The sequence below is a fragment of the Priestia sp. SB1 genome (genome assembly GCF_038898415.1).
Genome location: NZ_JBBJSS010000007.1, coordinates 92,349 through 117,221 on the forward strand (window position 1 = coordinate 92,349; position 24,873 = coordinate 117,221).

The window sequence follows — 24,873 nt, forward strand, 5'->3', positions numbered from 1 at the left end:
CTCCACTGATTGTTGATACTCTTATTTTATTCGCTTTGTCCTTGCGTTTCGCACGACTTTATAATGAAATACTTTCATACTTTAGTCGGAGAAATCTTATATAAGTAAGAATTTTTAAAGAGCTAAAAATCACATTGACAACGATAATCATTATCATTAAAATTAGAGAGAATTTATTATTTATCATTTAAAGTAAGGGGAGCTTTTTATGTGGTCAAGTTTGGCTTTGTCGCTTCGTGAAGGTTTAGAAGCATCGCTTATCATTGGAATTATTTTAGCTCATGTTACAAAAATCGGCCGAAAAGACTTAAAATATTCCGTCTTTATTGGCGCTGCTGCTGGCCTTATTTTCAGCTTAGTATTTGGCTTTATTGGTTTTAATGAGGCGAAAGAGTTAGAAGAAGAGTCAGAAGAAATTTTTGAAGGAGTCATGATGCTTTTAGCTGCAGGCCTTATTGCTTATTTTATTCTGTGGTTGCACCGAAGCAAAGAAGTGACATCTTCAGTTACATCAAAAATTTCCAAAAGCTCTTCCAAGTGGGGATTAATCGTTTTAGCCTTTTTATCTGTCTTTCGTGAAGGAACAGAACTAATCATTTTTAATCTGACACAAGTGAATCAACACGCCTCTTCTATTGTATTCGGCAGTATAAGTGGCATTTTGCTGGCCGTCGTTATTACATACATTTTGTTCAAAACAGCTATTAAGCTGAACCTTTGGATTATTTTTAAAGCGCTTGGTATTTTCCTTATTTTTATTGGGGGAGAGTTATGCGGTGAAGGTTTGGTTAAGCTATTTGAAGCTGGTGGAGAACCCCTTGAGATAATTGGATTTAGTGTATTTACAGTTGCATCACTGTATCTATTCTTCCAAACGGAGTTAAAAAAATTAAGAGTAAGAAAACAAAAATCAGCATCATAATCATAAAAAAGCCCCCTAATGGCGGCTTTTTTAGTTTATAGATGAGACGGGAAGATGAATCACAACTTCCGTCCCTTGTTCTTCTTCACTTTTAATAAAAATCTCGCCTTTATGCTGACGGACAATAGTTTGTGCAATCGATAGTCCAAGCCCCGTTCCTCCCGTAGCTCTGCTTCTAGCTTTATCCACTCGGTAGAAACGTTCAAAGATATGTGCAAGATCTTCTTTTGGAATACCAATTCCATAGTCTTTCACTTTGATAATGACATCTTCCTGCTTTTTTTCCACGGTCACTTCAATTTTATTCGTACTGTATTTAATTGCATTATCAAGCAAAATAATCAGCACTTGCTTCATTTTCAGTTCATCCACTTGAATCATAATGGGCGTTTGATCATAATGAAGAACTAATTCTCTTTTGTATACCTGCTGCAGCTGCTTAACGATTTGTTCAAAAATAAGAACAAGATCTGTTTGCTTCATATCAAGCGTTTGTTCTTTTTCCACACTTGCCAGATCAAGCAGCGTTTCAATCATTTTTTGCATTTTGGTTGCTTCCGCATAGATGGTGTCGATCGCATCCAGCGTAATTTCTTCATTTTTAATCCCTCTTCTTCTTAATAAATTAGAATAACTGCGAATAACGGTTAGAGGGGTTTTTAATTCGTGAGATGCATCAGAAACAAATTGATTTTGCTTTTCAATATTTTCTCGCAAGCGGTCAATCATATGATTAAACGTAACGGTCATACCCTGCAGTTCATCTCTCGTCTCCGTTTGAATGAGAACTTTTTTAGGAACACCGCTCTCTTCAATCTCTTTCATCGTTGTGACCATATTTTTAATAGGATGCATAATGACGCGTGATAACCATCTTCCTCCTAAAAGCGAGAGTAAAATGGACACAAGCGAACAAAAAATCAAAATTGATAGCAAAATATCTTTGCGGGTTTCAAAACCAGTCAAGAGCTCGCCAATCTCAAGCGTTTCAACGACTTGATTATTGACTTTGACAGGCATGCGAATAACCAATACTTGCTTTTCTCTGATTTTGCGAAGCTTCACCTTTTTTTTCTTTGAAAACTCGGGCTTAATTTTCACCAGATGAGGATCATTTGATACTTGATTAATGACCGTAGAATTTTCTGAGACTGTTCGGATAAATGAATGGTTGGTCAAATAAAATTTTAGTAACTCCGGCGAGAGCTCCACGGAATGATCTTGCTGACCTTTTTGAATAATCTCGCGTGCTTTTTCGAATAAAATGTCCTGTTCCATATTCACCGTAGATTTAGTGAAGGAGAAAAAAACAACGATGTTCATGATTAATAAAATAACCACTAGCCATGCTGTTGTCAGCAAATTAATCTTCGTCGTGATCTTCATGTTTCTCCTCTTTCATCATATATCCTACGCCCCGCACCGTATGAATGAGAGAAGTAGAAAAACCTTCATCTACTTTTTTTCTTAAGTGGCGAATATACACATCAATTACGTTTGTTTCTCCTTCATATTCATAGCCCCAAACGTTTGTGAGAATCCCTTCTCTCGTGACAATTTTATTTTTATTCGTAAGCAAATACACGACTAAATCATACTCTTTCGGTGTCAACGTAATGGATTCATTGTTTCTTAGGACTTCCCTTGTTTCAAGATTAATGGTCAAATCACTGATCGTTAAGAGCTCTGCTTCAGCTTCTTTCGTTCCTGATGCTTCTACGAGCGAACGATAGCGAATACAAGAGCGAACTCGTGCTAACAGCTCTTCAATTTCAAACGGTTTTGTAACATAATCATTAGCCCCTTGGTCTAACCCCATTACCTTATCTAACGTCGTATTTCGGGCAGTTAATAAAATAACTGGCGTAAACACTTCCGCTTTCCGAAGCCTTCTTAACACCTCAATACCGCTCAGACTTGGAAGCATCACGTCGAGCAAAATGAGGTCATATTGAGCGGATATTGCCGTCTCTAAACCCGCTTTCCCGTCGTACTCAACATCTACTTCATAATCTTCAAATTCCAATTCAATCTTTAGCACTTTCGCAATTTGCGCTTCATCTTCCACAATTAAAATTTTCTCTTTCATATTATGCACCTCTCACCACATGTCTTAAGTGAAAGAATAGCTTCTTTAGATAAAAAAACAACACCTTTTTCAAAAGATGTTTGTTTTTTTATCTAAACCCTACTTTTTCAACATACTTGTTCTTTAGCTTATCCTTATTGTTTGTAAACATGAATGTTTTACGCATGAAGACCTATCGTTTGCTTTTCACCTAGAATCCAATTGACTACTGCTAAAAGTTCTTCAGGCGTTTGTGCTTCGATTTCTTTATGGTAAGCAGCAATCGCGTTATACAATGTGCTCATTTTATCAGCATCCTGCAGCACTGTCTGCAGCTGACTTTCTAACGATTGATCCGCCTTTAGTTCTTGAACTAAGTTTCGCTCTGTTAAATAGCGTAAATTCACCTCTTCTTGACCCGGTAAAGCAGAATGAACAAAAATCGGTAAATTTTTGCGAAGAGCTTCACTGACCGTGATACCACCTGGTTTTGTTACAATAGCATCCACTCGCTCATACAGTTCATTCATTTCTGTGCGTGATGAAATGTACGGAATTGGTGTAACGTGTTGTAGTTCCCACCCTTTGATTTCTTCATATAACTTTTGATTTTTGCCGCATAAGACAAAGTAATGAAAATGGCGCGCGTCTTTTAAATCATTGTAAAAATCCATAATATTGCCTAGACCGCTGCTGCCTCCGGCAATTAAAATATTTCGGTTACCATGATGTTTAACAGTTCTTGTTTTTGTTATTTCTTCATGTACCGGTATCCCTGTGACCATCATATTTTGAAGTGGAATTTCACTTTGAGCACGAAGCCCTCTTTTTACTTCTTCACTAGGAAGAAAGTGAAAGTCAATCTCTTCTTTTCCCCATAAATTATTAATAAAGAAATCCGTGTAGACATTTATAATAGGAACATTGCACTTGCCTTTTGCTTTTAATTGGCTGAGCAAATAAGAAGGAAATCCATGTGTGCATATAATTAAATCCGGATTTTCTTCTTTAACTAAGTGCTCCATTTTTTTTGCAAATACGTGATGATACCATTTAAATGAATGAACAGGCGGTTCATAAAAGAGATGTTTGTATGCCATATTGTATGTTTCTGGAGCATAACGAATCCATTTCAAATATGTGCCTGTAACCACTTTTTCTAATAGTTCGTTTGTATAACTTAATAAATCTATTTTTTTATAACAAATATTTGTTGTTCTTCTTTCCAATATATCCATTAACGCCTCTGCCACTTGATGATGGCCAGAAGGCATTTTTAGAAGAGGTAAAAATAAAACCTTTTTCAACTGTTTCATCTCCTATTCTAAAAGCAGTTTCTTCCTCTCCTTTTTATATCATTAAATGCCCTTGAATTTCGGATTTTAATTGATTTTTAATGTGAAATTCATCGTTTTTTTAGAGTGTCAATCTAAACTAAGAGTGAAAAGTACTGCATAAGGAGAAAACAAATGAACCTCAATTACGAAGTATTTCAATGGATTAACTCGTTTGCTGGTAAATCCAGCGCAATGGATTCTGTCATGGTTATCATTACGAATAGCGTTCCTTATTTTATAATGGCTTGTTTGCTTTTGCTTTGGTTTAGCGGAAAAACAGAAAGAACAATTTATCACCGTTATACGGCTTTATACATGTTGTTTACAATTGTCCTTTCTCTTTGTATCAATGAAGTCATTCACCTGGTGTATTACCACCCGCGTCCGTTTGTGACTCATCATGTTCATAAGCTGATTCCGCACCCGGCTAATTCATCTTTTGTCAGTGATCATTCGATTTTAGTCTTTTCTGCTGCTTGGATCATGTGGTTACGAAAAAACAAATGGAGAAGCGTCATTTTTATATGGGCTGCCATCTCGGGCCTTTCACGCATTTACGTAGGTGTCCACTATCCAGCAGATGTACTTGGAGGCATGGTAATTGCGGGAGCTATCAGCTGCTTTGTTATCTATCTTTCAGATAAAACAGCTCCTCTTATCCAGCGATTATTCTGGATTCACGATGTGATTATCAAGCGTATTCCGTTTCTGTCTCCTTACACGCATGAACAAATTAGTAAAAAAAATCATTCAGCTTAAAGACGCTGAGACAAAAATAGTATAGTTGAAGTGAAAAACGAACCACTAATCAAACCGTTTGATCAGTGGTTCGTTTTTTTTGGTTACGATGAACGTAGATTTTATCTGTTTCGTTCCTTCTGGCAGCTGATTGGAGGACAAAGCGAAGTCTCGCACGGAAATCAACTACCGTGTCACAAGCGGTCCATACGAGCTCATTTATCCGATTTGTTCGTCTTTAGATTGCATTGATTTCGTTATATCTCAATCTCTTTTTATTATTTATAAAAAAAAGATTGTTCACTTTCTTGACTTTCACTTTTATTTATTTTATATTAGTTGATGTATCAAACATTGATGTATCAAATATTAATCCATCAATAAATATCATAGAAAAAAGGGAGCGACTTTCTTGTCACATTCATGTTCTGAAAAAGCAAATGTTCTGTATGCTCTGCAAGAAGTTAATAAACAAATTAATCAAAAGTTTGAGCATTGTACCGGTGTTAGCCAATCACGTCTTGATATTTTACATCAGCTTTATGAAACAGGTGAAATGAGTCAAAAGGCGCTTCAACAGCAAGTAAACATTGATAATGCTGCAATTACAAGGCATTTAAAGCAGCTAGAAGAAAGAGATGTTGTATCACGCCGTAAAAATCCTGATGACAACCGCGTAACATTTGTAAAGCTTACGAAAAGCGGACATGAAAAAATCGGTGCATTTCGAAACGAAAAAGCTCGCTTTATTGATGAAGCATTTAAAGATTTCAGCGAAGAAGAACAGCTGCTGCTTTCCAAAATGCTTGAGCGTTTAAAAGTAAACATTTCGGCCATTGAACGGTCATAACATTTTTAACATAAAGGAGAGTTCACCATGACACAAACAAAAACACTAAACAATGATTTCCAAGATATTATTACAGGGCGCAGATCTATTCGTTATTACGATCCATCTGTCAAAATCAGCCGTGAAGAAATGAAAGAAATTTTAACAGAAGCGACGCTAGCTCCATCTTCTGTTAATGCACAGCCTTGGCGCTTTCTAGTAATTGATAGCCCTGAAGGAAAAGCAACACTAGCTCCGCTTGCTAAATTTAATCAATCACAAGTAGAAACATCGGCAGCTGTTATTGCGATATTCGGCGATTTAAAAAGCGAAGAAAATTTAGATGAAATTTACGATAAAGCTGTTGAACTAGGCTATATGCCACAAGAAATTAGAGATATGCAAATTCCAAAAATCAAAGCGCACTACGCAGCTGCTTCTGAAGAATTAAATAAAGAAACGGTATTAATTGACGGCGGTTTAGTATCTATGCAGTTAATGCTTGCTGCACGTGCTCACGGTTATGATACGAATGCTATTGGCGGTTATGAAAAAGATCAAATTGCCGAAGCATTCGGTTTAGACAAAGAACGCTATGCACCGGTTATGTTACTTTCAATCGGCAAAGCAGCAAATAGCGGTTACCCTTCTGTACGTTTACCAATTGAAAAAGTAGCTCAATTTAGATAATAAAAAAGGTGCTGTGTATTCAGCACCTTTTTTTATCCTCCACTAACGGGTGGAATAAATGCAACGGTATCTCCCGTTCCAATGATTTCTTCATCTGTTACAAACTCTTCGTTGACTGCTGTCATCGTTTGATTCAGAGAGGACAGCTTATATGTTTTTTGTACATATTCCTTTAATTCCTTCACTGTTATATCTTGCTTATCAACTGTTACTTGTTCCACTCCCGCCTCTTCACGTATAGCAGCGAAAAATAAGACGTTAATCATTTTTACATCTCCTTCAATGGCTTTCCTTCAGGATATTCTTTTGTTTCTAACTGATCGCCAATCCATCTTGTTCCATCTTCCCAAAATTCCTTTTTCCAAATTGGCACAATTTGCTTAATACGTTCAATAGCATACTCATTTGCTTCATAAGCTGTTTTGCGATGCGGAGAAGAAACCGCAATAACTACTGCGACTTCTGTTATATCAAGCTTTCCGATTCGATGAGTAATAGCTGTCAAAGCATCCGGCCACTTTTCCTGAATTTCGTCACCAATTTGGCTGAGCATTTTCACTGCCATTGGCACATAGGCTTGATATTCAAGAGAGAGCGTCTTTTTGCCTTTTGTAAATTCTCTTACCGTTCCAATAAATGTCGTAATAGCTCCCGCGTCTCTTCTAGAAACTTTTTTAATTATTTCATCTACCGCAATTGGCTGATTTACTACTTCAAATAAGTGCTGGTTCATCTTCTTTCCCCCACTTCTTTCAATAAAAAATTAAGGTAAAGCTCGTCTTCTTGTAAGTGAAACATTGGATATGCTCGCTGCACTTCGTTTTTAAGCGGAATGTGACTAATCACGCATATGATATTGGTTAGAGAGGAAAGCAGAACAAGATCTTCTTCACTTCGAATCAAGACTGCTTTTGGATAGGATTCTTTTTTATATCCTTCAACAAAAATGACATCTGGCGAGAAAAATTGATAAAAATCAATCAGCTTTTTTAGGCTCCAGTCTTTACTGTTTGCCGTAAGCTGAAGGATTCCACCTCCTTCTACACCTGCCACATCGGCACCTGCTTGCTGGTGGCGATGACTGTCTTTTAGCTCACTGCTGCTATCTGGAGGTCCGCCGTGTCCATGGTGCTTAATAGAACCTACACGTAGATCGAATTGTTTCGCTTTTTTAATTAGCTTTTCCACTAAAGTCGTTTTTCCGCTGTTTTGAAATCCAACTACTTGTAAAACGGTGCAACTTGCTACCAAGGCCATTCACTTCCCTGCACGTCATCTAGCAATAAGACGTCAACCAGCATTCCTTCTTTGTACCCTCTCGTCCCTCCGGGAAATATAATTAACGTATCCGCATGAGCTAAAGAAGAAACAGCACTAGATTTTGTAAAGCTTAATGGAGAAGCAATCAGCTGTCCTTCCCTGTATGAAAGCCTGCCAGATACAAATCGCATAAAAGGATTTGGCTTTAAGAAGTCTTTTCCTAACAAAGCTTTTTCTTTCCGGAGGTGAGGGGTTCTTTTCCCCGCATATGTACTGATGACCGGACGAGCTAGCAGTTCAAAACCAACGTAGCAGGCCGTAGGGTTTCCCGATAGACCAAATAAAAGCTTGTCTTCCATACGTGCAACTGTTGTGACACTGCCTGGTCTCATCGCTATTTTATTAAAAAGAACTTCGGCCTGTAATTGCTTATACACCTCTGGTAGATAATCATAATCTCCTACTGAAACGCCCCCCGTTGTAATCAGCATGTCCACTTCTGATAGCGCAGATTTTACCGCGCTGTAGCACTGACTTAAATCATCGGGCATAATACCAAAATAGTTTACTTCTCCTCCAGCTTTTTCAATTTGGGCACGAAGCATATGAGCATTGCTATTACGAATTTTCCCTCGCTGAACAGGATCACGTACTTCCACTAGTTCACTTCCCGTTGCAAGTAATCCAACTACAGGCTTTTTGAAGACAGCTACGTTACTATAACCAAATGTGGCTAGAAGAGCAGCTACTCCCGGAGTGATATACGTTCCTTTTGAAACTAACATAGTGCCTTTTTTTGTTTCTTCTCCTTGAAACGAAATGTTATCTCCGCTGTTAAACGACCGCTTGATTTGAACGACGGGCTGGTTGTCTTTTGTATATTCTTTTGTTACTTCAAGCATTGCCACCGCATCGCAGCCTTTTGGAATAGGAGCTCCTGTCATAATACGCACAGCCTGCATCGCGTTGACTGTATGTTCAAAAACAGAACCCGCTCCTATCTCTCCTCGAACATCCAGTTCTACTGGATGAAGTGATGATGCTTTTTTCGTATCTTGTGACCGAATAGCAAAACCATCATATGGAGAACGATTAAAAGCAGGAACATCATGATCTGCCATTAAATCTTCTGCTAAAAATCTGCCGTGAGCTTCTTCAAGCGCAATGATTTCTTGCTTTCCGCTTTTGACATACTGCATCACTCGCCCAACGCATTCTCCGACAGGGATAGGAGTTCGCTTTTTTCTCATTTTTCCACTCCTTTACTCATCCTAATAAACGATAATATAAACTTCTCGCAAATTGAATATCATTCGTTCCATGAATAAATACACGTCCATCTTGAAAAATAACAAAGCGCTGCTCTGGAAGCTGACATGACAGAAGATATGGGTTGCGGTCTACTTTCCCTTGGTTTTTTAAACGCTTTTCCAATTCATCAAAGTTGTGTAAATGCTGCTGCGAGGGTCTGATCTGAACCGTCTCTCTGCCGCAAAGAACTTCTGTTTTAAGCTGATTTTCATACGCTAAGTACGGATATGTGCGTGCCGATCCGCAAGAAGAACATTCATAACTTTTCATTTTACCCGTCTTAAATTCAGCGTGCTGATTATTCCAGACGTCAAAAGTTAGAAATGTGTGTCGCAAAGCTTCAACGTCTCCCACTAAAATTTTTAATGCTTCGGTTATTTGATAGGCTGCCACAATTTGAACGGCTGGACTGATAATTCCTGCTGTCTCACACGTCGCTCCTCCCACAGGCACTTTTTTCAATATGCAGTGCAGACAAGGGGTTACGTTTGGGATAACGGTATAAGTGGTGCCATAACTCCCTACACATGAGCCGTAGATCCAAGGAACTTCATACTTATGTGACAAATCATTTAAAATAAAGCGAATGTCGAAATTGTCTGTCGCATCGATAATCAAATCAGCTGTTTGGACGATACTTTCTAAATTAGCAGGCTGAGCATCCATCACCAGCGCTTCGATTTTCACTTCTGTGTTTATTTGACGCAAACGATTTTTGGCTGCCACAGCTTTAGGCAGTTTGTTTTGCGCATCTTGTTCTGTATAAAGCTGCTGACGCTGCAGATTACTCCATTCTACATAATCACGATCTACAAGAGTCAATTTTCCAATTCCAGCACGCACGAGAGCTTCTGCACTAGCGCTGCCTAGAGCCCCTGCGCCTACAACTAAAACATGCTTACTTCTAATTTGCTGCTGCCCTTTGTTTCCAATGGGCTGGAAAAGCTGCTGACGTGAATAACGTTCTGTCACTCTTTTCTCTCCCTTTCTCGTTCAATCTATGACTTCACTATCTATTCCTTCGTCAAAGATATTTCTTTAAAAACATGCTATTATACACATAAAGCTAAGCTGCTTTACGGACGCTTATGTGCATAAATATACAAATATATTTTGATGGAGGTATTTAATAAATGTCCATTGCCGGCATTGTATTAGCAGGAGGAAAATCTTCTCGCTACGGTCAACCAAAAATGTTTGAAACCTATAACAAGAAATCATTTTACGAATATAGTATAGATGCATTAAAAGAAAATCACGTCACACCTATACTTGTGTCTACCAACCAAGATTTACTTCCTTATTTTCAAAGAAAAGATGTTTCATTTGCAGTTGAAAAATGCCCGTATCAAGGACCTTTGTATGCAATTCATCATGCTTTAACTGCAATTGATTGCCGTGCTGAATGGTTCTTTATTCTTTCGTGTGACATTCCTTTTGTTAATGCTGAGTTTGTTCATAATATGATTACCCTAACTCAGGCGAACTCAGCTGATATTGTTCTTCCTGTTCAGCCAAATCACATGCACCCGCTTCTAGCTCTCTATCACCGTAGAACGCTTCCTCTTATTGACCAACTCGTTACACAAGGTGAAAGAAGGCTTACAGGATTGTTGAATCAGGCAAACGTCCTTCGCGTGCCTTTTTCAGCAGAAGATCCTACTTTTATAAATGTGAATCATCGCAGTGATTGGCATTTATAAGGCTTTTTTTGAATTATCCACCAATATGAGACATTTCCACTTTCTCAGCGCCTTGGACCTGTCTTCCGTTAGCCCGCTCATCTGAGTAACGATCTTTCCGATGATTCCAGATATCAGAAATGGTGTCACAAACAGTATGATCAGATGCTTGTGATCGTATCAGTTTCCGGAGGTCGTACCCTTTTGACGCAAACAAGCAGGTATAGAGCTTTCCTTCAGCCGATACTCTTGCGCGTGAACAAGTCGAACAGAATGAATCTGTCACGGATGAAATGATACCAATTTCCTCTTCTGTCCCAACATACCGATACCTGGTAGCTACTTCTCCCGTGTAATGAGGCGGAATTTCTTCAAGAGGCATTTCTTGTCCAACTATATCAAGAATTTGTTTCTTTGTTATAACCTCATCCATTTTCCATCCGTTTGAATTTCCAACATCCATGTATTCAATAAAGCGCAGCGTATGTTTTTTGCCTTTAAAATATTGGGCCATCGGAAGGATATCCTGCTCGTTCTTGCCTTTTTGGACAACCATGTTTATTTTGACTGAAATCCCCGCAAGAGCTGCTGCCTCTATTCCTTCTAACACTCGTTTGACGCTTCCTCGATTTCCGTTCAGCTCTTGAAATCTCACTTCATCAAGCGAGTCTAAGCTCACGGTTACTCTTGATAATCCCGCTTTTGATAAGGCTTCTGCATGCTTCTTTAACAGTGAGCCGTTTGTTGTTATGGCAATATCATCTATACCCTCAATTTGCTTCAGACGATTGATTAGATCTGGCAAGCCTTTTCTTAGCAGTGGCTCTCCTCCCGTTATACGCACTTTTTTTACTCCTAGCGATGCGAATAATCTCGTGAGTCTCTCTAATTCATCAAACGAAAGAATATTTTCGGCAGGTAAAAATGGATAGTCTGCCCCAAAAATTTCTTCAGGCATACAATATCGACAGCGAAAGTTACAGCGATCTGTTACGGACAAACGCAAGTCTCGTAAAGGGCGCTTTAACGTATCAACTATAGTGTATGACATCTGCCTCATCTCTCCTCTCTAGCTGTCAGCTTCTCCACAGCAGATTAACTTTCTCTTAAAATTCTTTCCGGGCATGTATAAATATTCAACGAATCACTTCGGATAAACCCTACCGTTGTAATTCTCAATTCTTCTGCTAGATTTAAAGCAAGTTCAGTCGGAGCGGATTTTGAAAGAACCACTTCACACCCGATCTTCGCTACTTTCAACAAAATTTCTGAAGAAATACGGCCGCTGAAAACGACTACTTTATCCCTAATTGAAATATGGTGTTTTAAGCAATACCCATATAGTTTATCTAGAGCATTATGCCTGCCAATGTCCATTCTGCTAAGCATGAAACCATTTTTATCACAAATGGCAGCGTTATGAACGCCACCCGTTTCTTGAAACGTAGCAGCAGATTGCTGCAGCTTATTCATGAGTTGAAAACAATCCTTAATTGAAAGTTCTACCGATATATCATTCATTTTTTTAGCAGTCAGCGCATCATTTATAAAGACAAACCCTTGTCTGCTCGCCCCGCAGCAAGACGTGATATATCGTTTATTTTGAAGGTTTTGAAAATACGGGTTTAATTTATCTATTGTAACATGAACATACCCTTCTTTTTCTTGAACCCATATGTTTTTAATGTCTTTGTATTCTCGAATAACCCCTTCAGATGCTAAATAGCCAATTACCATATCTTCAATGTATTGAGGGCTACATACCATCGTGACAAACTCTTCTTCATTAATTTTCACAGTCACAGGAAACTCCGTTACAATTTTATCTTCCACGCTTTCCATTTCACCATTTTTAAATCTAAGAACTGTACGCTTCTTAACGGTCGAATTCATGTGATGTCTCCTTTTTTAAATAATGTTTTTATCAAAAACAAATACGGAAACCGCTATATTTTCTTTTATTTTCATATCTGAAAATAAATTAACCAGCTTTGCTCCTACCAATTCTTCTAGCCCTTCCGGCGGATTCGATGCATATACATCTTGAATCATTTTTGTTCGAGCTAAATGAACCATGTCACACCCTTCAGAAGTGCTTGCAATAAATGTTTCTGTCGGAGTTAAATTTCCATACAGTGTTGAGACAGCCATATTTTCAACAAAAACCGTATGTATTCTTTCCGGTCCTTTTCCAAATAAATCTTTTCGAAGCTTCCGAATAATATCATTAAATTCATGAATTGTTTTTGACATAATCAACGCTCTCCCACCGATTAAAATTAAATTGTGCATTTTATTCCTACAGTTTTTTTATCATAAATCAACACTTCAAAAAATAAAAGCCTAAAATCTTTGCAGCAAAACTTTTGAAGAGAGTTGGGTATTTAAAAAAGTTGTGCATTTAAAAACGTAGCGATATAATTATAAATAACCGAGATGGAATAATAATAATAATGAATTGTTATTACTCTATCACTTTTTCTTAACGATATAAATGGGCCGGATTGGCATATTAGTAAGACCTGCTAGTAAACTATTCCACCATGATTGCACTTCCCTTATTTAATTAGGCATGTGTATTCATGGTGGTTTTTTGTTTTATATAAAGGAGGAAAACAAATGAGTCGTGAAATCATCACTGTTCATATAAATGGCAACGAATACAAGGCAGCTTCAGGTTCTACCATACTCGAAATTATTAACCAGCAAAACATCGAGCATCCTCAGATTTGTTATGTGCCTGAAGTAGACCCTATTCAAACTTGTGACACATGTATTGTTGAAATGAATGGCGAGTTAGTTCGTTCTTGTTCTACAAAAGCTGAAAACGGCATGAAGATTGAATTACAATCAGCACCCGCAAAAGCGGCACAGACGGAAGCAATGGATCGCTTATTAGAAAATCATTTGCTATACTGCACCGTTTGCGATAATAACAACGGAAACTGTAAATTACATAATACAGCCGAAATGATGGAGATTGAACATCAAAAATACCCCTATACGCCAAAGGCCTCAGAGAATGAAGTCGATATGTCTCATCCGTTTTACCGTTATGACCCTAATCAATGCATTGCTTGTGGACAATGTGTAGAGGTTTGTCAAAATCTTCAAGTTAATGAAACGCTCTCTATCGACTGGGAAGCGAAACGTCCCCGCGTTCTCTGGGATGATGGTGTAGCAATCAATGAATCTTCTTGTGTGAGCTGCGGTCAATGTGTAACAGTATGCCCTTGTAATGCCTTAATGGAAAAATCTATGCTCGGAGAAGCTGGATTCATGACCGGACTTCCAAAAAGCGTTTTGAATCCAATGATTGATTTAGTTAAAGAAGTGGAACCAGGGTACAGCGGAATTTTTGCTGTTTCAGAGGTGGAAGCAGCTATGCGTGAAACTCGGACGAAAAAAACAAAAACCGTCTGTACATTTTGCGGAGTTGGATGTTCATTTGAAGTGTGGACAAAAGGCCGCGAAATCCTTAAAGTTCAACCTAGCTCAGATGCTCCCGCAAACGCTATTTCAACCTGTGTGAAAGGAAAATTCGGCTGGGATTTTGTAAACTCTGAAAAACGTATTACTAAGCCTTTAATCCGAAAAAATGGCGCATTTGTAGAGTCGTCATGGGAAGAAGCGCTCGATTTAGTAGCAAGCAGGTTAAACTCCATCAATCAGCAGTACGGACATGGATCCGTTGGTTTTATCTCTTCTTCTAAGATTACAAACGAAGAAAACTATGTTATTCAAAAGCTGGCTCGCCAAATGTTTGAAACAAATGACGTAGACAACTGTTCTCGCTACTGTCAGTCTCCTGCAACCGATGGATTATTTCGAACAGTCGGAATGGGAGGCGATGCCGGCACGATAAAAGACATCGCAAAAGCTGGACTGGTTATCATCGTTGGAGCTAACCCTGCCGAAGGTCACCCTGTATTAGCAACTCGTATCAAACGCGCGCATAAGCTTCATGACCAAAAACTAATCGTCGCAGATTTGCGCAAAAACGAAATGGCTGAACGCTCTGACATTTTTATCAGTCCAAAACAAGGTACGGACCAAGTATGGCTAATGGCTGTAACAAAATACATGATTGATCAAGGATGGCACAACGAAAAATTTATCCAAGAAAACGTCAACTATTTTGAAGACTTTAACTCTTTGCTTGAAAAGTACACGCTTGAATATGCTGAACAAATTACGGGTATTTCAGCAGCAACACTCATTCAAATAGCTGAAATGATTCGAGACGCCGATGGAACCTGTGTGCTGTGGGGTATGGGCGTGACGCAAAATACAGGAGGCTCTGATACATCAGCGGCTATCTCAAACCTGTTGCTTGCTACTGGAAACTATCGACGCCCTGGTGCAGGCGCTTATCCACTCCGAGGCCACAATAACGTGCAAGGCGCATGCGATATGGGAACTCTTCCCGCTTGGCTTCCAGGTTATCAGCACGTCACGGACTCAGTCGCTCGAGAAAAATTTGAAAAAGCATACGGCGTGAAAATTAAAGACAAGCCCGGTCTTGATAATATCCAAATGCTTCATTCAATTGATGAAGGAAAAATGAAAGCTATGTACCTTGTAGGAGAAGATATGGCTCTTGTCGATTCGAACGCTAATCACGTACACGAAATATTATCAAATCTAGATTTTTTTGTTGTCCAAGACATTTTCCTTTCAAGAACGGCTCAATATGCTGATGTTGTACTCCCTGCTGTTCCTTCTCTTGAAAAAGACGGAACGTTTACCAATACGGAGCGACGCGTACAAAGATTGTATCAAGCATTGCCAACGCTTGGTGATTCGAAGCCGGATTGGTGGATTGTTCAAGAGATTGCAAACCGCTTAGGTGCAAATTGGACGTATACACACCCTGGTGACATCTTTTCAGAAATGGCTAGTCTATCACCTCTGTTCAGCCAAGCCAGCTACGAAAACCTTGAAGGCTGGGAAAGCTTCTTATGGGGGAGCTTAGAGGGGAAAAGCACGCCTTTACTTTACGTCGATGGGTTTAATTTCCCAGATAAAAAAGCGCGCTTTGCTTTATCAGATTGGGTTCTTCCTGCTGAATTTCCAGAGGAATATGATTTGCACATTAATAACGGACGAATGTTAGAACATTTTCATGAAGGGAATATGACCAATAAATCGAGCGGTATTCAATCAAAGGTACCGGAAGTATTTGTAGAAATTTCACCTCAGCTTGCCAAGGAGCGTGAAATTGAAGACGGTTCGCTTGTCAGATTAATCTCACCGTTTGGAGCAGTAAAAGTACAGGCATTAATTACAGAGCGAGTAAAAGCAAATGAGCTGTATCTTCCGATGCACTCCGTTCATAAAGATTCGGCTATTAACTTCTTGACGGGGCCTGCAGTAGACCAACGAACAAATACGCCGGCTTACAAACAAACAAAAGTACGGATGGAAGTATTAAGCAAAGGCGGAAAAACGCCTTTACCGTCTACAAATCCGCGTAACAAAAAACGTCATCCTCAAAATGGGGTCGAGGTTCAGCGTAAATGGAATCGTCCTGGCTACGTCCATTTAACAAGTAAATAGGAGGAGAAAAGATGGCACAACCTATTACAGAAATTAAAAAGCCTCTTCTAAGCGAGGAAGAAAAAAAACAGCAAAAATTAGAAGACTTGACTTCTCTGCTGGCAGATAATGAAGAAGCGCTGAATCGTATTCTCGGTATTGTCGGAGAACTTAACGACATGGGTGTTCTTGAAGCTGCTGATTCAATGATTCAAGCAAAAGAAAAAATCTCAAAAATTGCGCTTCATCAAATTTCTAGAGAACCCGTAACCAATTTAATTAATACCCTTATGGGTGCAAGCAGCGGTTTGATGAAGGCAGACCCAGAGGTAACCGCTAAACTTGTGAACAGTGCAACAGCTGGTATGAACGAAGCGAATGAGTATGTAAAAACAGGAAAAAAAGTAAGTGCATTAGCTCTTATAAAAGTGCTAAACGATCCAGATGTCAATCGTGCAATTGGATTTGGGCTTCACTTTTTAAAAGGAATGGGCAAAGCGTTGGAAGAATAAATGAAGCAGCGACTTGAAAGTTTTCCCCCTTTCAAGTCGCTGTTTTCTTTTTAGGAAGTCAAATTTTAAATGAACGTGATATAGTTATACTAAATTGCTTTACTACAACTAACTGAGGTGACACGATGCAACAATACTTTAAACCCTTATTCGCACTATTATTTTTAATTATGTTTACTGCTGCTTGTTCGAACGGAACAAATACGAGTCAATCAGCGGCTCAGCACCAAAACGTCAGCTTAACGATATCCGCTGCAGCCAGCTTAAAAGATGCGCTTACCGATATTCAAAAGCAATATGAAACAAAGCATCCGAATGTCGACTTAAAATTTAATTTTGGGGCTTCAGGCTCGCTGCAACAGCAAATCGAAAACGGCGCACCGGCTGATTTGTTTTTTTCAGCAGCGGAAGATAAGTTTGATGCACTGGTAAAGTCAGGAGTTATTTCTAAAGAAAATGGAACTGACTTGGTTGGCAACGATCTTGTGCTTATCGTCCCAAAGAATAATTCGGCTGCCATCAAAAATTTTGAAGATCTATCAAAGCCTGCTGTTCAAAAAATTGCACTTGGCATACCGGAATCCGTTCCTGCCGGACAGTATGCAAAAGAGACTTTTGAACACATGAATCTGTGGAAAAACATTGAGCCTAAAACCGTCTATGCAAAAGACGTACGCCAGGTGCTTTCCTATGTGGAGACAGAAAACGTTGAAGCTGGAGTTGTTTATAAAACCGATGCGTTGATTTCAAAAAAAGTGAAGATTGTCGCCACTGCAGATCATAGCACTCACAAACCAATTGTATATCCTGTAGGCGTTATTAAGGATTCGAAACATCCACAAGAAGCAAAGGATTTTTATCAATTTTTACAAAGTAAGACGGCTCTTAACACGTTAAAAAAATACGGTTTCACTGCGAATTGAGACTGCTATGATTCAAGAGTTTTTATCTCCTCTTCAGCTATCGCTCAAAATTGCATTAGTAGCGGGATTTGTCGTGATTATTCTAGGCACTGTTATAGGAAAACTGTTATCAAGGAAACACTTTAAGGGAAAAGTGATGGTTGAAACGGTGTTGATGCTACCATTGGTCCTGCCTCCGTCCGTTGTTGGGTTTTTATTGATTGTCATATTCGGAAAACACAGCCTACTCGGCCGAGCAATTGAATGGGTCTTTCAACAACCCGTTATTTTTACGTGGTGGGCAGCTGTTATTGCATCCGTTGTCGTTGCGTTTCCCCTTATGTATCAATCTGCCAAAACGGGCTTCCAAGGCGTTGATCATGAAATTGAAGACGCAGCTCGAGTAGATGGTGCAAGCGAATGGAAAGTCTTTTTCTTTATTTCCATTCCTTTAGCTTCTAAAGCTATCGTAACAGGAGGTGTGTTAAGTCTGGCAAGAGCACTCGGAGAATTTGGAGCCACTTTGATGTTTGCTGGCAATATTCCAGGTGAAACTCAAACTGTTCCTACCGCTATCTACGTCGCGATTGACTCTGGAAACATGAATCTCGCTTGGCTATGGGTTATCTCGATCGTCTTTCTTTCCTTTCTTATGCTGCTTTTTGTTCAGCTTAAACAAAAGTAAAAGGATGCCTCTTTATGTAAGAGGCATCCTTTTACTTTTGTACCGCTTTTTCAATTTTACATACATCATAAATTAAAAAGGAGCTAATCAAATGTAGATCATACATTTGATTAGCTCCTGTTATAAGTAAGGTAAGCCACCAAAAATATGTATTTGGTGGAGACGGTGGGAGTCGAACCCACGTCCAGAAATATCGCCACTTAAGCGTCTACGAGTGTAGTTGGCATATTGATCATTCGCGAGCTGTTCTGCCTACCAACAGGCGTCCCAGTCGCTAGTCTGATTATTCTCTTCCTTCGTCCTCAGACGGCGAACTCCGGCGTAGCCCACTTAAAGTGAGTCCCTTACCCTACCACATGGGCGATGGAGGGAGGAACCGCTAAGCTACTATTATGCAGCTAAAGCGAAGTTATTGTTAGATTTGCCAGTTATTATTGGCGTTGATGTTTTAACGAGGCCATCTCCTCGACTCGCAACCTAAGCTCGAACTATCCCTGTCGAATCCGTAACGTCCCCATATAAAAGGGAGTCGGAATGTGTAAGAAAAATTCTTACATCAGATAGCGACTTCAGTGTGCAAAATGAAATCTAACTGATAACAATATTTATTATATCATAAAATGAGCATTTTGCAATTGTAAGATTTTGTAATTTTACATCTTTTGACGATCACGAAATGCTCGTTCGATATCACGCTTGGCTTCTTTACGCTTTAAGTCTTCACGCTTATCATATTTCTTTTTACCCTTACCAAGCCCTAGTAAAACCTTTGCGTATCCATTTTTCAAATACACTTTTAACGGAACTAGTGAATAACCTGTTTCTTTTGAATAGCCAATTAGCTTGCTGATTTCGCGTTTATGCAGCAATAGCTTTCGTGTACGAAGTGGCTCATGATTGTATCGATTTCCTTGTTCGTAAGGACTAACGTGCATATTGTGTAAAAATACTTCTCCGTTTTGCACACGAGCAAAAGAGTCCTTTAAATTCACACGACCATTACGAATTGATTTAATTTCCGTTCCTTGTAGAACAATACCCGTCTCATATGTTTCTTCAATAAAAAAGTCGTGGCGGGCTTTTTTGTTTTGTGCAATTAATTTCCCTTCACCTTTTGGCATAAAACGTTCCTTCCCTTCAGCCGTACTTACGTATATGTATGATATTATGTATCATTTTACTGTATGGAAATCTAAACAACAACTAAAACGTTTAATAGAGCTGTTTTGAAGCAGAAGGTCTATCCTTCTGCTTCACTGCTGTCGATTATTTGCGCTTTTTCTTTTTGCGCTTAACGTTTGGAGCGCCTTCGAAGAATCTTTTTTTCTTTTTCTTCTTTGGTTTTTGAGTAGACCACTCTTCATTTTTGCTTCGGCTGCCCTCTCGACCTTTTCCTTTATCATCTTTGCGTGACTTTTGTTTTGCCTTAATCACTTTAGGACGATCTTTAGATAAGCGTTTGCGGCCTTCTTTCATTCCCACAATAACAAAGTCCACTGAACGCTCTTCTTTATTCACATCGGCAACTTTCACTTCAATTTCGTCTCCAATTCGGAAGACGTTGCCCGTTCTTTCTCCAATCATCGCATAATGACGTTCGTCGTAACGATAATAGTCATCCGTTAAGTCACTAACATGAACTAACCCTTCAATCGTATTTTCCAGCTCCACGAACATCCCAAAGTTTGTAACAGAGCTAATAATACCATTGAATACTTCCCCAACTTTATCAGCCATAAACTCAGCTTTTTTCATATCGTCCGTTTCTCGCTCAGCGTCAACTGAACGACGTTCCATATTAGAAGAATGCTCAGCAACATCAGGCAGAAGCTCGCGCCATTTTTCTTGCGTTTGCTGATCTGTTTTTCCTTCAATTAAATACGTACGAATGAGACGATGAACGATTAAATCCGGATAACGACGGATTGGAGAAGTAAAATGCGTATAGAATTCAGCTGATAAACCAAAGTGGCCTAAACTTTCTGCTTCATATTTCGCTTGTTTCATCGAACGAAGCATAACAGTTGAAATAACCATCTCTTCAGGCGTACCCTTTACTTCTTCTAAAATATCTTGCAGCGCACGCGGATGAATATCGTTGCCTGTCCCTTTCACTGTATAACCAAAGTTTGTAATAAACTCTAAGAAACGAGTAAGCTTCTCTGCATCTGGATCTTCATGAATACGATAAATAAACGGTACGTTCATCCAGTGAAAATGTTCTGCTACTGTTTCATTCGCCGCCAGCATAAATTCTTCGATTAGCTTTTCAGCAACTGAACGTTCACGCAAAATAACATCGTGAGGATGTCCATCATCATCTACCACTACTTTTGCTTCTTTGAAATCAAAATCAATGGCACCGCGATCCATTCTCTTTTTACGAAGAATAGCTGCCAGCTTTTCCATACGCTCAAACATCGGAACGATTGGCTCGTAGCGTTCTAACACTTCTTCATCTTTATCCACTAAGATTTTGTTCACATCTGAATACGTCATTCGTTCTGTCGTTTTGATGACACTTTCAAAAATCTCATGTTTTACTACTTCACCTTGTGGATTAATTTCCATCTCACAAGAAAGTGTAAAACGGTTAACTTTTGGATTTAATGAGCAGATTCCGTTAGATAAACGGTGAGGAATCATCGGAATAACTCGGTCTACTAAATAGACGCTTGTTCCGCGCTCTGCTGCTTCTACATCAATCGGAGAACCTTCTTTAACGTAGTGACTTACATCTGCAATATGAACACCTAATTTGTAGTTTCCGTTTTCAAGCTTTGTAACCGTTACAGCGTCATCCAAATCTTTTGCATCTGCTCCGTCAATGGTTACAATAACTTGATCCCGAAGATCGCGACGGTTACCGATATCTTTTTCATCAATCGTCTCAGGTGTATCAATTGCTTGCGTTAAAGCGTCAGCAGGAAATTCTTGAGGAAGACCGTGCTTATGGATAACAGAAATGATATCGATCCCCGGATCGTTTTTATGTCCAAGAATTTGAACAACTTTTCCTTCTGCATTCATGCGGCCTTCCGGATAGGTTGTGAGCTCTACTACTACTTTATGGCCTTCAACTGCACCGTTTCTTGCTGCTTTGGGAATAAAGATATCACCTGCAATTTTTTTGTCATCCGCAATCACAAAGCCGAAATTCTTGCTTTGCGTATACGTACCTACAATTTGCTGGGTACCTCGTTCTAAGATTTTTACAATGGTTCCTTCACGACGAGCACCTGATGATTCTGATAACACTCTTGCAAGCACAATATCTCCGTGCATAGCATTGTTTGTTTCAGTAGGGGGAATAAATACATCACCCGCATCTTTTTCTTCAGGAACTACGAACGCAAACCCTTTTGCATGTCCGCTTACTTTCCCTTTGACAAAATTCATTTGTTCCGGCAGCCCGTAGCGGTCATTTCTTGCTCGGATAATTAAACCCTTCTCTTCCATAATAACAAGTGCCTTAACAAACTCTTTGAATGACTCTGCATCCTCCGTATTAAATTCTTTTGCAAGCTCTTGGACAGTCAAAGGTTTGTAATTATCCCTTTTCATAAAATCCAATATTTCATTCATATAGGGCTGATTTTCTTCTTTCACATCATGTCCCTCCTTTTTCCTTATTCGTATTATCTCTATTACCAATCAAGTGATTCCAAAAATGCATATACATCCTCGTGAAGCTGATCTCGCTCTTTATCAAAGGTAATGGTATGACCAGATTCTTCGTACCACTTTATATCTTTTGTAGGAGACTCGACGCTATTATAAATAATATTGGCGCTGTCTGTATTAATCATATGATCATGACGACCTTGTACAACAAATGTCGGTGCATAAATCATATCAACTGAATTTCGCACTTCAGCGATTAATTCCTGTAAAGACTTTAACGTGTTCATTGGTGTTTGTTTGAACTCTTCCATTTCTTGTTCAATCTGTTCAGACGATTTACCTTCACGCTTTTTATATTCGCGTGCATACGCTAAAACACCTTCATACATGACTTCTTCACTCTTTATATACATAGGCGCGCACATAGGCACAATACCCTTTATAGGTACAGTGTAACCTAATTTCAGTGAAAATACGCCACCTAGTGAAAGACCTACAGCGGCAATACTTTCATGGCCTTTACTTTTTAAAAACTCATAGCCTTCCATGACATCTTTCCACCAATCTTTTGGACCAGTATGAACAAGCTCTTCAGGCGCTACACCGTGTCCTTTATAGTGAGGTGCGTGGCATGTGTATCCTTTTTTCTCTAAAAAACGACCTAACATACGAACATCAGCAGAATTTCCGGTAAAACCGTGAAGTAATAAAACAGCCTTTTCGCCGCCTTCAAATGTAAATGGCTTTGGTTGTGCAATTTTCATATATCATTTAACTCCTTTTAGTTATAATATCTGCAGTCATAATAGAAAAAAACATGTATTTATGTGACGGTCATCACATAACAAGAGATGTGTCCGTCAACTTTTACGCTTTTATACTATATTTAGTACTTTTTTCTAAAGCTATATTATATCATTACTTAAAAATGAAATTAAAGTATTCAACACGCCCATTAAAAAAGCCACCTAATACATAAGTTGGTATACACCAAGTACGTATGCATTAGGTGGCAGTCTATCCAGTAACATATTAAAGTTTGAAATAAGATACAGCAAGTGTTAACGCAAAGAATAAGATAGATAACACTACTGTCAAACGGTGTAAAACTAAGTCAATTCCACGTGCTTTTTGTTTTCCAAATAACGTTTCAGCTCCACCGGAAATAGCTCCAGATAATCCAGTAGTTTTGCTTGATTGTAAAACGACCACAACAATCAATGCAATTGAAACAATCACTAGCAAAGTAATCAGCAATGTATGCACTAAGACACACCTCCTACACCAAGTAATAGTCAATCAGCGGGGTTTCTTCATCCCTTCTGATTGGCATTACCGGGGATAAAGTACGCGCACTACGCTAAGGTTAATTTATCATAAAAAACCCTCTCATACAAGTAATGACAGCGAAATACACCGGATTTTAACATAAAAAAACGGATGACAATCGTCATCCGTTTTTTATGATTTCAACTTATTTTTTTAAGTTGTAGAAAGATTTAGCGCCATCGTATACAGCTAGAACACCTAGCTCGTCTTCGATGCGTAGTAATTGGTTGTATTTCGCAATACGGTCTGTACGGCTCATAGAACCAGTTTTGATTTGACCAGCATTTGTTGCAACAGCGATATCAGCGATTGTTGCATCTTCAGTTTCACCAGAACGGTGAGAAACTACTGCTGTGTAACCAGCACGTTTAGCCATTTCAATAGCTTCGAACGTTTCAGTTAATGTACCGATTTGGTTAACTTTGATAAGGATAGAGTTACCTACACCTTGTTCGATACCTTGAGAAAGTTTTTTCGTGTTTGTTACGAATAAATCGTCACCAACAAGCTGTACTTTGCCGCCAATGCGCTCAGTTAATAGCTTGTGACCATCCCAGTCATTTTCGTCTAAACCGTCTTCGATTGAAACGATTGGGAATTCGTTAACTAACTGCTCGTAGAAATCTACCATTTCAGCAGAAGTTACGCCTGTACGACCTTCGCCTGCTAAGTCATATTTACCAGTTTCTTTGTTGAAGAATTCAGAAGAAGCAACGTCCATACCTAATTGGATGTCTTGACCAGCTTTGTAGCCAGCTTTTTCGATTGCTTCAACAATTACTTCTAATGCTTCACGGTTAGAACCAAGGTTTGGAGCGAATCCACCTTCGTCACCTACAGCTGTGTTTAAGCCTTTTGCAGATAAAACAGATTTTAACGCGTGGAATACTTCAGCACCCATACGGATTGCTTCTTTGAATGTAGGAGCTCCTACAGGTAAAATCATGAACTCTTGGAAGTCAACGTTGTTATCAGCATGAGAACCACCGTTGATGATGTTCATCATTGGAGTTGGTAATTGCTTCGCGTTGAATCCACCAAGGTAACGATATAATGGAAGACCTACGAAATCAGCTGCTGCGTGAGCTACTGCCATAGATACACCAAGGATAGCGTTAGCACCTAATTTACCTTTGTTTTCCGTACCATCTAGCTCAATCATAAGGCGGTCGATACCGATTTGATCAGTTGCGTCCATACCTACTAATTCAGGAGCGATAATTTCGTTTACGTTTTCTACTGCTTTTAATACACCTTTACCTAGGTAGCGAGATTTGTCACCATCGCGTAATTCTACTGCTTCGTGTTCACCAGTAGAAGCACCACTTGGTACGATTGCGCGTCCGAAAGCGCCTGATTCAGTATATACTTCTACTTCAACTGTTGGGTTACCGCGAGAATCTAATACTTCGCGTGCATAAATGTCAAGAATTGTTGGCATTTTAA

At 39.1% G+C, this 24,873-nt stretch carries 26 protein-coding genes and 1 other RNA gene; 10 read left to right on the forward strand and 17 right to left on the reverse strand.

The window, feature by feature from the left end; all coding sequences use genetic code 11:
- Positions 1–208 precede the first annotated feature (208 nt).
- Positions 209–922, forward strand: a complete 714-nt coding sequence (locus tag WKH56_RS24765; RefSeq protein ID WP_028412072.1) for an FTR1 family protein — start codon at positions 209–211, stop codon at positions 920–922.
- Between the two features lie 30 nt (positions 923–952).
- Here the strand turns inward: WKH56_RS24765 and WKH56_RS24770 are convergent, their stop codons facing one another.
- The 3 genes from WKH56_RS24770 to WKH56_RS24780 form a co-directional block, all read right to left on the reverse strand.
- A complete protein-coding gene (locus WKH56_RS24770; protein ID WP_033580431.1) occupies positions 953–2,308 on the reverse strand; it encodes a sensor histidine kinase in 1,356 nt (451 codons plus the stop codon).
- Positions 2,286–3,011, reverse strand: coding sequence for a response regulator transcription factor (locus WKH56_RS24775; protein ID WP_025752630.1), 726 nt, complete (start codon positions 3,009–3,011; stop codon positions 2,286–2,288). Before WKH56_RS24775 ends, WKH56_RS24770 begins: the two co-directional genes overlap by 23 nt.
- Before the next feature lie 158 nt (positions 3,012–3,169).
- Positions 3,170–4,306, reverse strand: a complete 1,137-nt coding sequence (locus WKH56_RS24780) for an MGDG synthase family glycosyltransferase (protein WP_230624697.1) — start codon at positions 4,304–4,306, stop codon at positions 3,170–3,172.
- Positions 4,307–4,459: 153 nt separating this feature from the next.
- Between WKH56_RS24780 and WKH56_RS24785 the strand changes: the two genes are divergently transcribed.
- The 4 genes from WKH56_RS24785 to WKH56_RS24800 all read left to right on the forward strand — a co-directional run bounded on the left by WKH56_RS24785 (position 4,460) and on the right by WKH56_RS24800 (position 6,584).
- A complete protein-coding gene (locus tag WKH56_RS24785; protein WP_028412069.1) occupies positions 4,460–5,086 on the forward strand; it encodes an undecaprenyl-diphosphatase in 627 nt (208 codons plus the stop codon).
- 130 nt (positions 5,087–5,216) lie between these two features.
- Positions 5,217–5,408 carry a hypothetical protein gene (locus WKH56_RS24790; protein WP_342836902.1) on the forward strand — a complete coding sequence of 64 codons (192 nt, stop codon included), beginning with the start codon at positions 5,217–5,219 and terminating at the stop codon, positions 5,406–5,408.
- A 69-nt stretch (positions 5,409–5,477) separates the two neighbouring features.
- Positions 5,478–5,915 (forward strand): MarR family winged helix-turn-helix transcriptional regulator, encoded by a 438-nt coding sequence (locus tag WKH56_RS24795; protein WP_013085370.1) that lies wholly within the window; start codon positions 5,478–5,480, stop codon positions 5,913–5,915.
- A 27-nt stretch (positions 5,916–5,942) separates the two neighbouring features.
- The gene (locus tag WKH56_RS24800) at positions 5,943–6,584 is read left to right on the forward strand and encodes a nitroreductase family protein (RefSeq protein ID WP_013059680.1); all 642 of its coding nucleotides are present in this window, start codon (positions 5,943–5,945) and stop codon (positions 6,582–6,584) included.
- Positions 6,585–6,616: 32 nt separating this feature from the next.
- Here the strand turns inward: WKH56_RS24800 and moaD are convergent, their stop codons facing one another.
- Genes moaD through WKH56_RS24825 form a run of 5 tightly spaced genes read right to left on the reverse strand, consistent with a single transcriptional unit; the run spans position 6,617 to position 10,127 of the window.
- The gene (moaD, locus tag WKH56_RS24805; protein WP_028412068.1) at positions 6,617–6,850 is read right to left on the reverse strand and encodes a molybdopterin converting factor subunit 1; all 234 of its coding nucleotides are present in this window, start codon (positions 6,848–6,850) and stop codon (positions 6,617–6,619) included.
- Positions 6,851–6,852: 2 nt separating this feature from the next.
- The gene (locus WKH56_RS24810; RefSeq protein ID WP_275210655.1) at positions 6,853–7,317 is read right to left on the reverse strand and encodes a molybdenum cofactor biosynthesis protein MoaE; all 465 of its coding nucleotides are present in this window, start codon (positions 7,315–7,317) and stop codon (positions 6,853–6,855) included.
- Positions 7,314–7,841, reverse strand: coding sequence for a molybdopterin-guanine dinucleotide biosynthesis protein B (mobB, locus tag WKH56_RS24815; protein WP_033580429.1), 528 nt, complete (start codon positions 7,839–7,841; stop codon positions 7,314–7,316). Before mobB ends, WKH56_RS24810 begins: the two co-directional genes overlap by 4 nt.
- The gene (locus WKH56_RS24820) at positions 7,829–9,094 is read right to left on the reverse strand and encodes a molybdopterin molybdotransferase MoeA (RefSeq protein WP_221833754.1); all 1,266 of its coding nucleotides are present in this window, start codon (positions 9,092–9,094) and stop codon (positions 7,829–7,831) included. Before WKH56_RS24820 ends, mobB begins: the two co-directional genes overlap by 13 nt.
- Before the next feature lie 16 nt (positions 9,095–9,110).
- Complete coding sequence (locus WKH56_RS24825; protein ID WP_028412065.1) at positions 9,111–10,127, reverse strand: molybdopterin-synthase adenylyltransferase MoeB; 1,017 nt, start codon at positions 10,125–10,127, stop codon at positions 9,111–9,113.
- 161 nt (positions 10,128–10,288) lie between these two features.
- On the opposite strand from WKH56_RS24825, the gene mobA reads away from it, so the two are divergent.
- On the forward strand, positions 10,289–10,858 hold the full coding sequence (mobA, locus tag WKH56_RS24830; RefSeq protein WP_028412064.1) for a molybdenum cofactor guanylyltransferase: 570 nt from the start codon (positions 10,289–10,291) through the stop codon (positions 10,856–10,858).
- A 13-nt stretch (positions 10,859–10,871) separates the two neighbouring features.
- On the opposite strand, the gene moaA is transcribed toward mobA, so the two are convergent.
- The 3 genes from moaA to WKH56_RS24845 are packed head-to-tail and all read right to left on the reverse strand — an operon-like array spanning position 10,872 to position 13,090.
- On the reverse strand, positions 10,872–11,888 hold the full coding sequence (gene moaA, locus WKH56_RS24835; RefSeq protein WP_028412063.1) for a GTP 3',8-cyclase MoaA: 1,017 nt from the start codon (positions 11,886–11,888) through the stop codon (positions 10,872–10,874).
- A 44-nt stretch (positions 11,889–11,932) separates the two neighbouring features.
- Positions 11,933–12,730, reverse strand: a complete 798-nt coding sequence (gene fdhD, locus WKH56_RS24840) for a formate dehydrogenase accessory sulfurtransferase FdhD (protein ID WP_033580428.1) — start codon at positions 12,728–12,730, stop codon at positions 11,933–11,935.
- A gap of 15 nt (positions 12,731–12,745) precedes the next feature.
- Complete coding sequence (locus WKH56_RS24845; RefSeq protein ID WP_013059689.1) at positions 12,746–13,090, reverse strand: Na-translocating system protein MpsC family protein; 345 nt, start codon at positions 13,088–13,090, stop codon at positions 12,746–12,748.
- Between the two features lie 366 nt (positions 13,091–13,456).
- On the opposite strand from WKH56_RS24845, the gene fdhF reads away from it, so the two are divergent.
- From fdhF to modB, 4 genes are all read left to right on the forward strand, one after another.
- The gene (fdhF, locus tag WKH56_RS24850; RefSeq protein ID WP_342836907.1) at positions 13,457–16,396 is read left to right on the forward strand and encodes a formate dehydrogenase subunit alpha; all 2,940 of its coding nucleotides are present in this window, start codon (positions 13,457–13,459) and stop codon (positions 16,394–16,396) included.
- 11 nt (positions 16,397–16,407) lie between these two features.
- Positions 16,408–16,887: a helical membrane plugin domain-containing protein gene (locus tag WKH56_RS24855; RefSeq protein ID WP_310884129.1), complete on the forward strand. Its 480-nt coding sequence runs from the start codon at positions 16,408–16,410 to the stop codon at positions 16,885–16,887.
- Positions 16,888–17,012: 125 nt separating this feature from the next.
- On the forward strand, positions 17,013–17,810 hold the full coding sequence (gene modA, locus WKH56_RS24860) for a molybdate ABC transporter substrate-binding protein (RefSeq protein WP_168761545.1): 798 nt from the start codon (positions 17,013–17,015) through the stop codon (positions 17,808–17,810).
- Positions 17,811–17,817: 7 nt separating this feature from the next.
- Positions 17,818–18,474 carry a molybdate ABC transporter permease subunit gene (modB, locus tag WKH56_RS24865; protein ID WP_034264255.1) on the forward strand — a complete coding sequence of 219 codons (657 nt, stop codon included), beginning with the start codon at positions 17,818–17,820 and terminating at the stop codon, positions 18,472–18,474.
- A 154-nt stretch (positions 18,475–18,628) separates the two neighbouring features.
- On the opposite strand, the gene ssrA is transcribed toward modB, so the two are convergent.
- The 6 genes from ssrA to eno all read right to left on the reverse strand — a co-directional run bounded on the left by ssrA (position 18,629) and on the right by eno (position 24,868).
- Positions 18,629–18,990: a transfer-messenger RNA gene (gene ssrA, locus WKH56_RS24870) on the reverse strand.
- 137 nt (positions 18,991–19,127) lie between these two features.
- Complete coding sequence (gene smpB / locus WKH56_RS24875; protein WP_013059694.1) at positions 19,128–19,595, reverse strand: SsrA-binding protein SmpB; 468 nt, start codon at positions 19,593–19,595, stop codon at positions 19,128–19,130.
- 145 nt (positions 19,596–19,740) lie between these two features.
- The gene (gene rnr, locus WKH56_RS24880; RefSeq protein ID WP_310884130.1) at positions 19,741–22,083 is read right to left on the reverse strand and encodes a ribonuclease R; all 2,343 of its coding nucleotides are present in this window, start codon (positions 22,081–22,083) and stop codon (positions 19,741–19,743) included.
- Between the two features lie 38 nt (positions 22,084–22,121).
- Positions 22,122–22,862, reverse strand: a complete 741-nt coding sequence (locus WKH56_RS24885; RefSeq protein WP_028412056.1) for an alpha/beta hydrolase — start codon at positions 22,860–22,862, stop codon at positions 22,122–22,124.
- A gap of 268 nt (positions 22,863–23,130) precedes the next feature.
- Positions 23,131–23,364 carry a preprotein translocase subunit SecG gene (gene secG / locus WKH56_RS24890; RefSeq protein WP_014457843.1) on the reverse strand — a complete coding sequence of 78 codons (234 nt, stop codon included), beginning with the start codon at positions 23,362–23,364 and terminating at the stop codon, positions 23,131–23,133.
- Between the two features lie 208 nt (positions 23,365–23,572).
- A complete protein-coding gene (gene eno, locus WKH56_RS24895; RefSeq protein ID WP_028412055.1) occupies positions 23,573–24,868 on the reverse strand; it encodes a phosphopyruvate hydratase in 1,296 nt (431 codons plus the stop codon).
- Positions 24,869–24,873 lie beyond the last annotated feature (5 nt).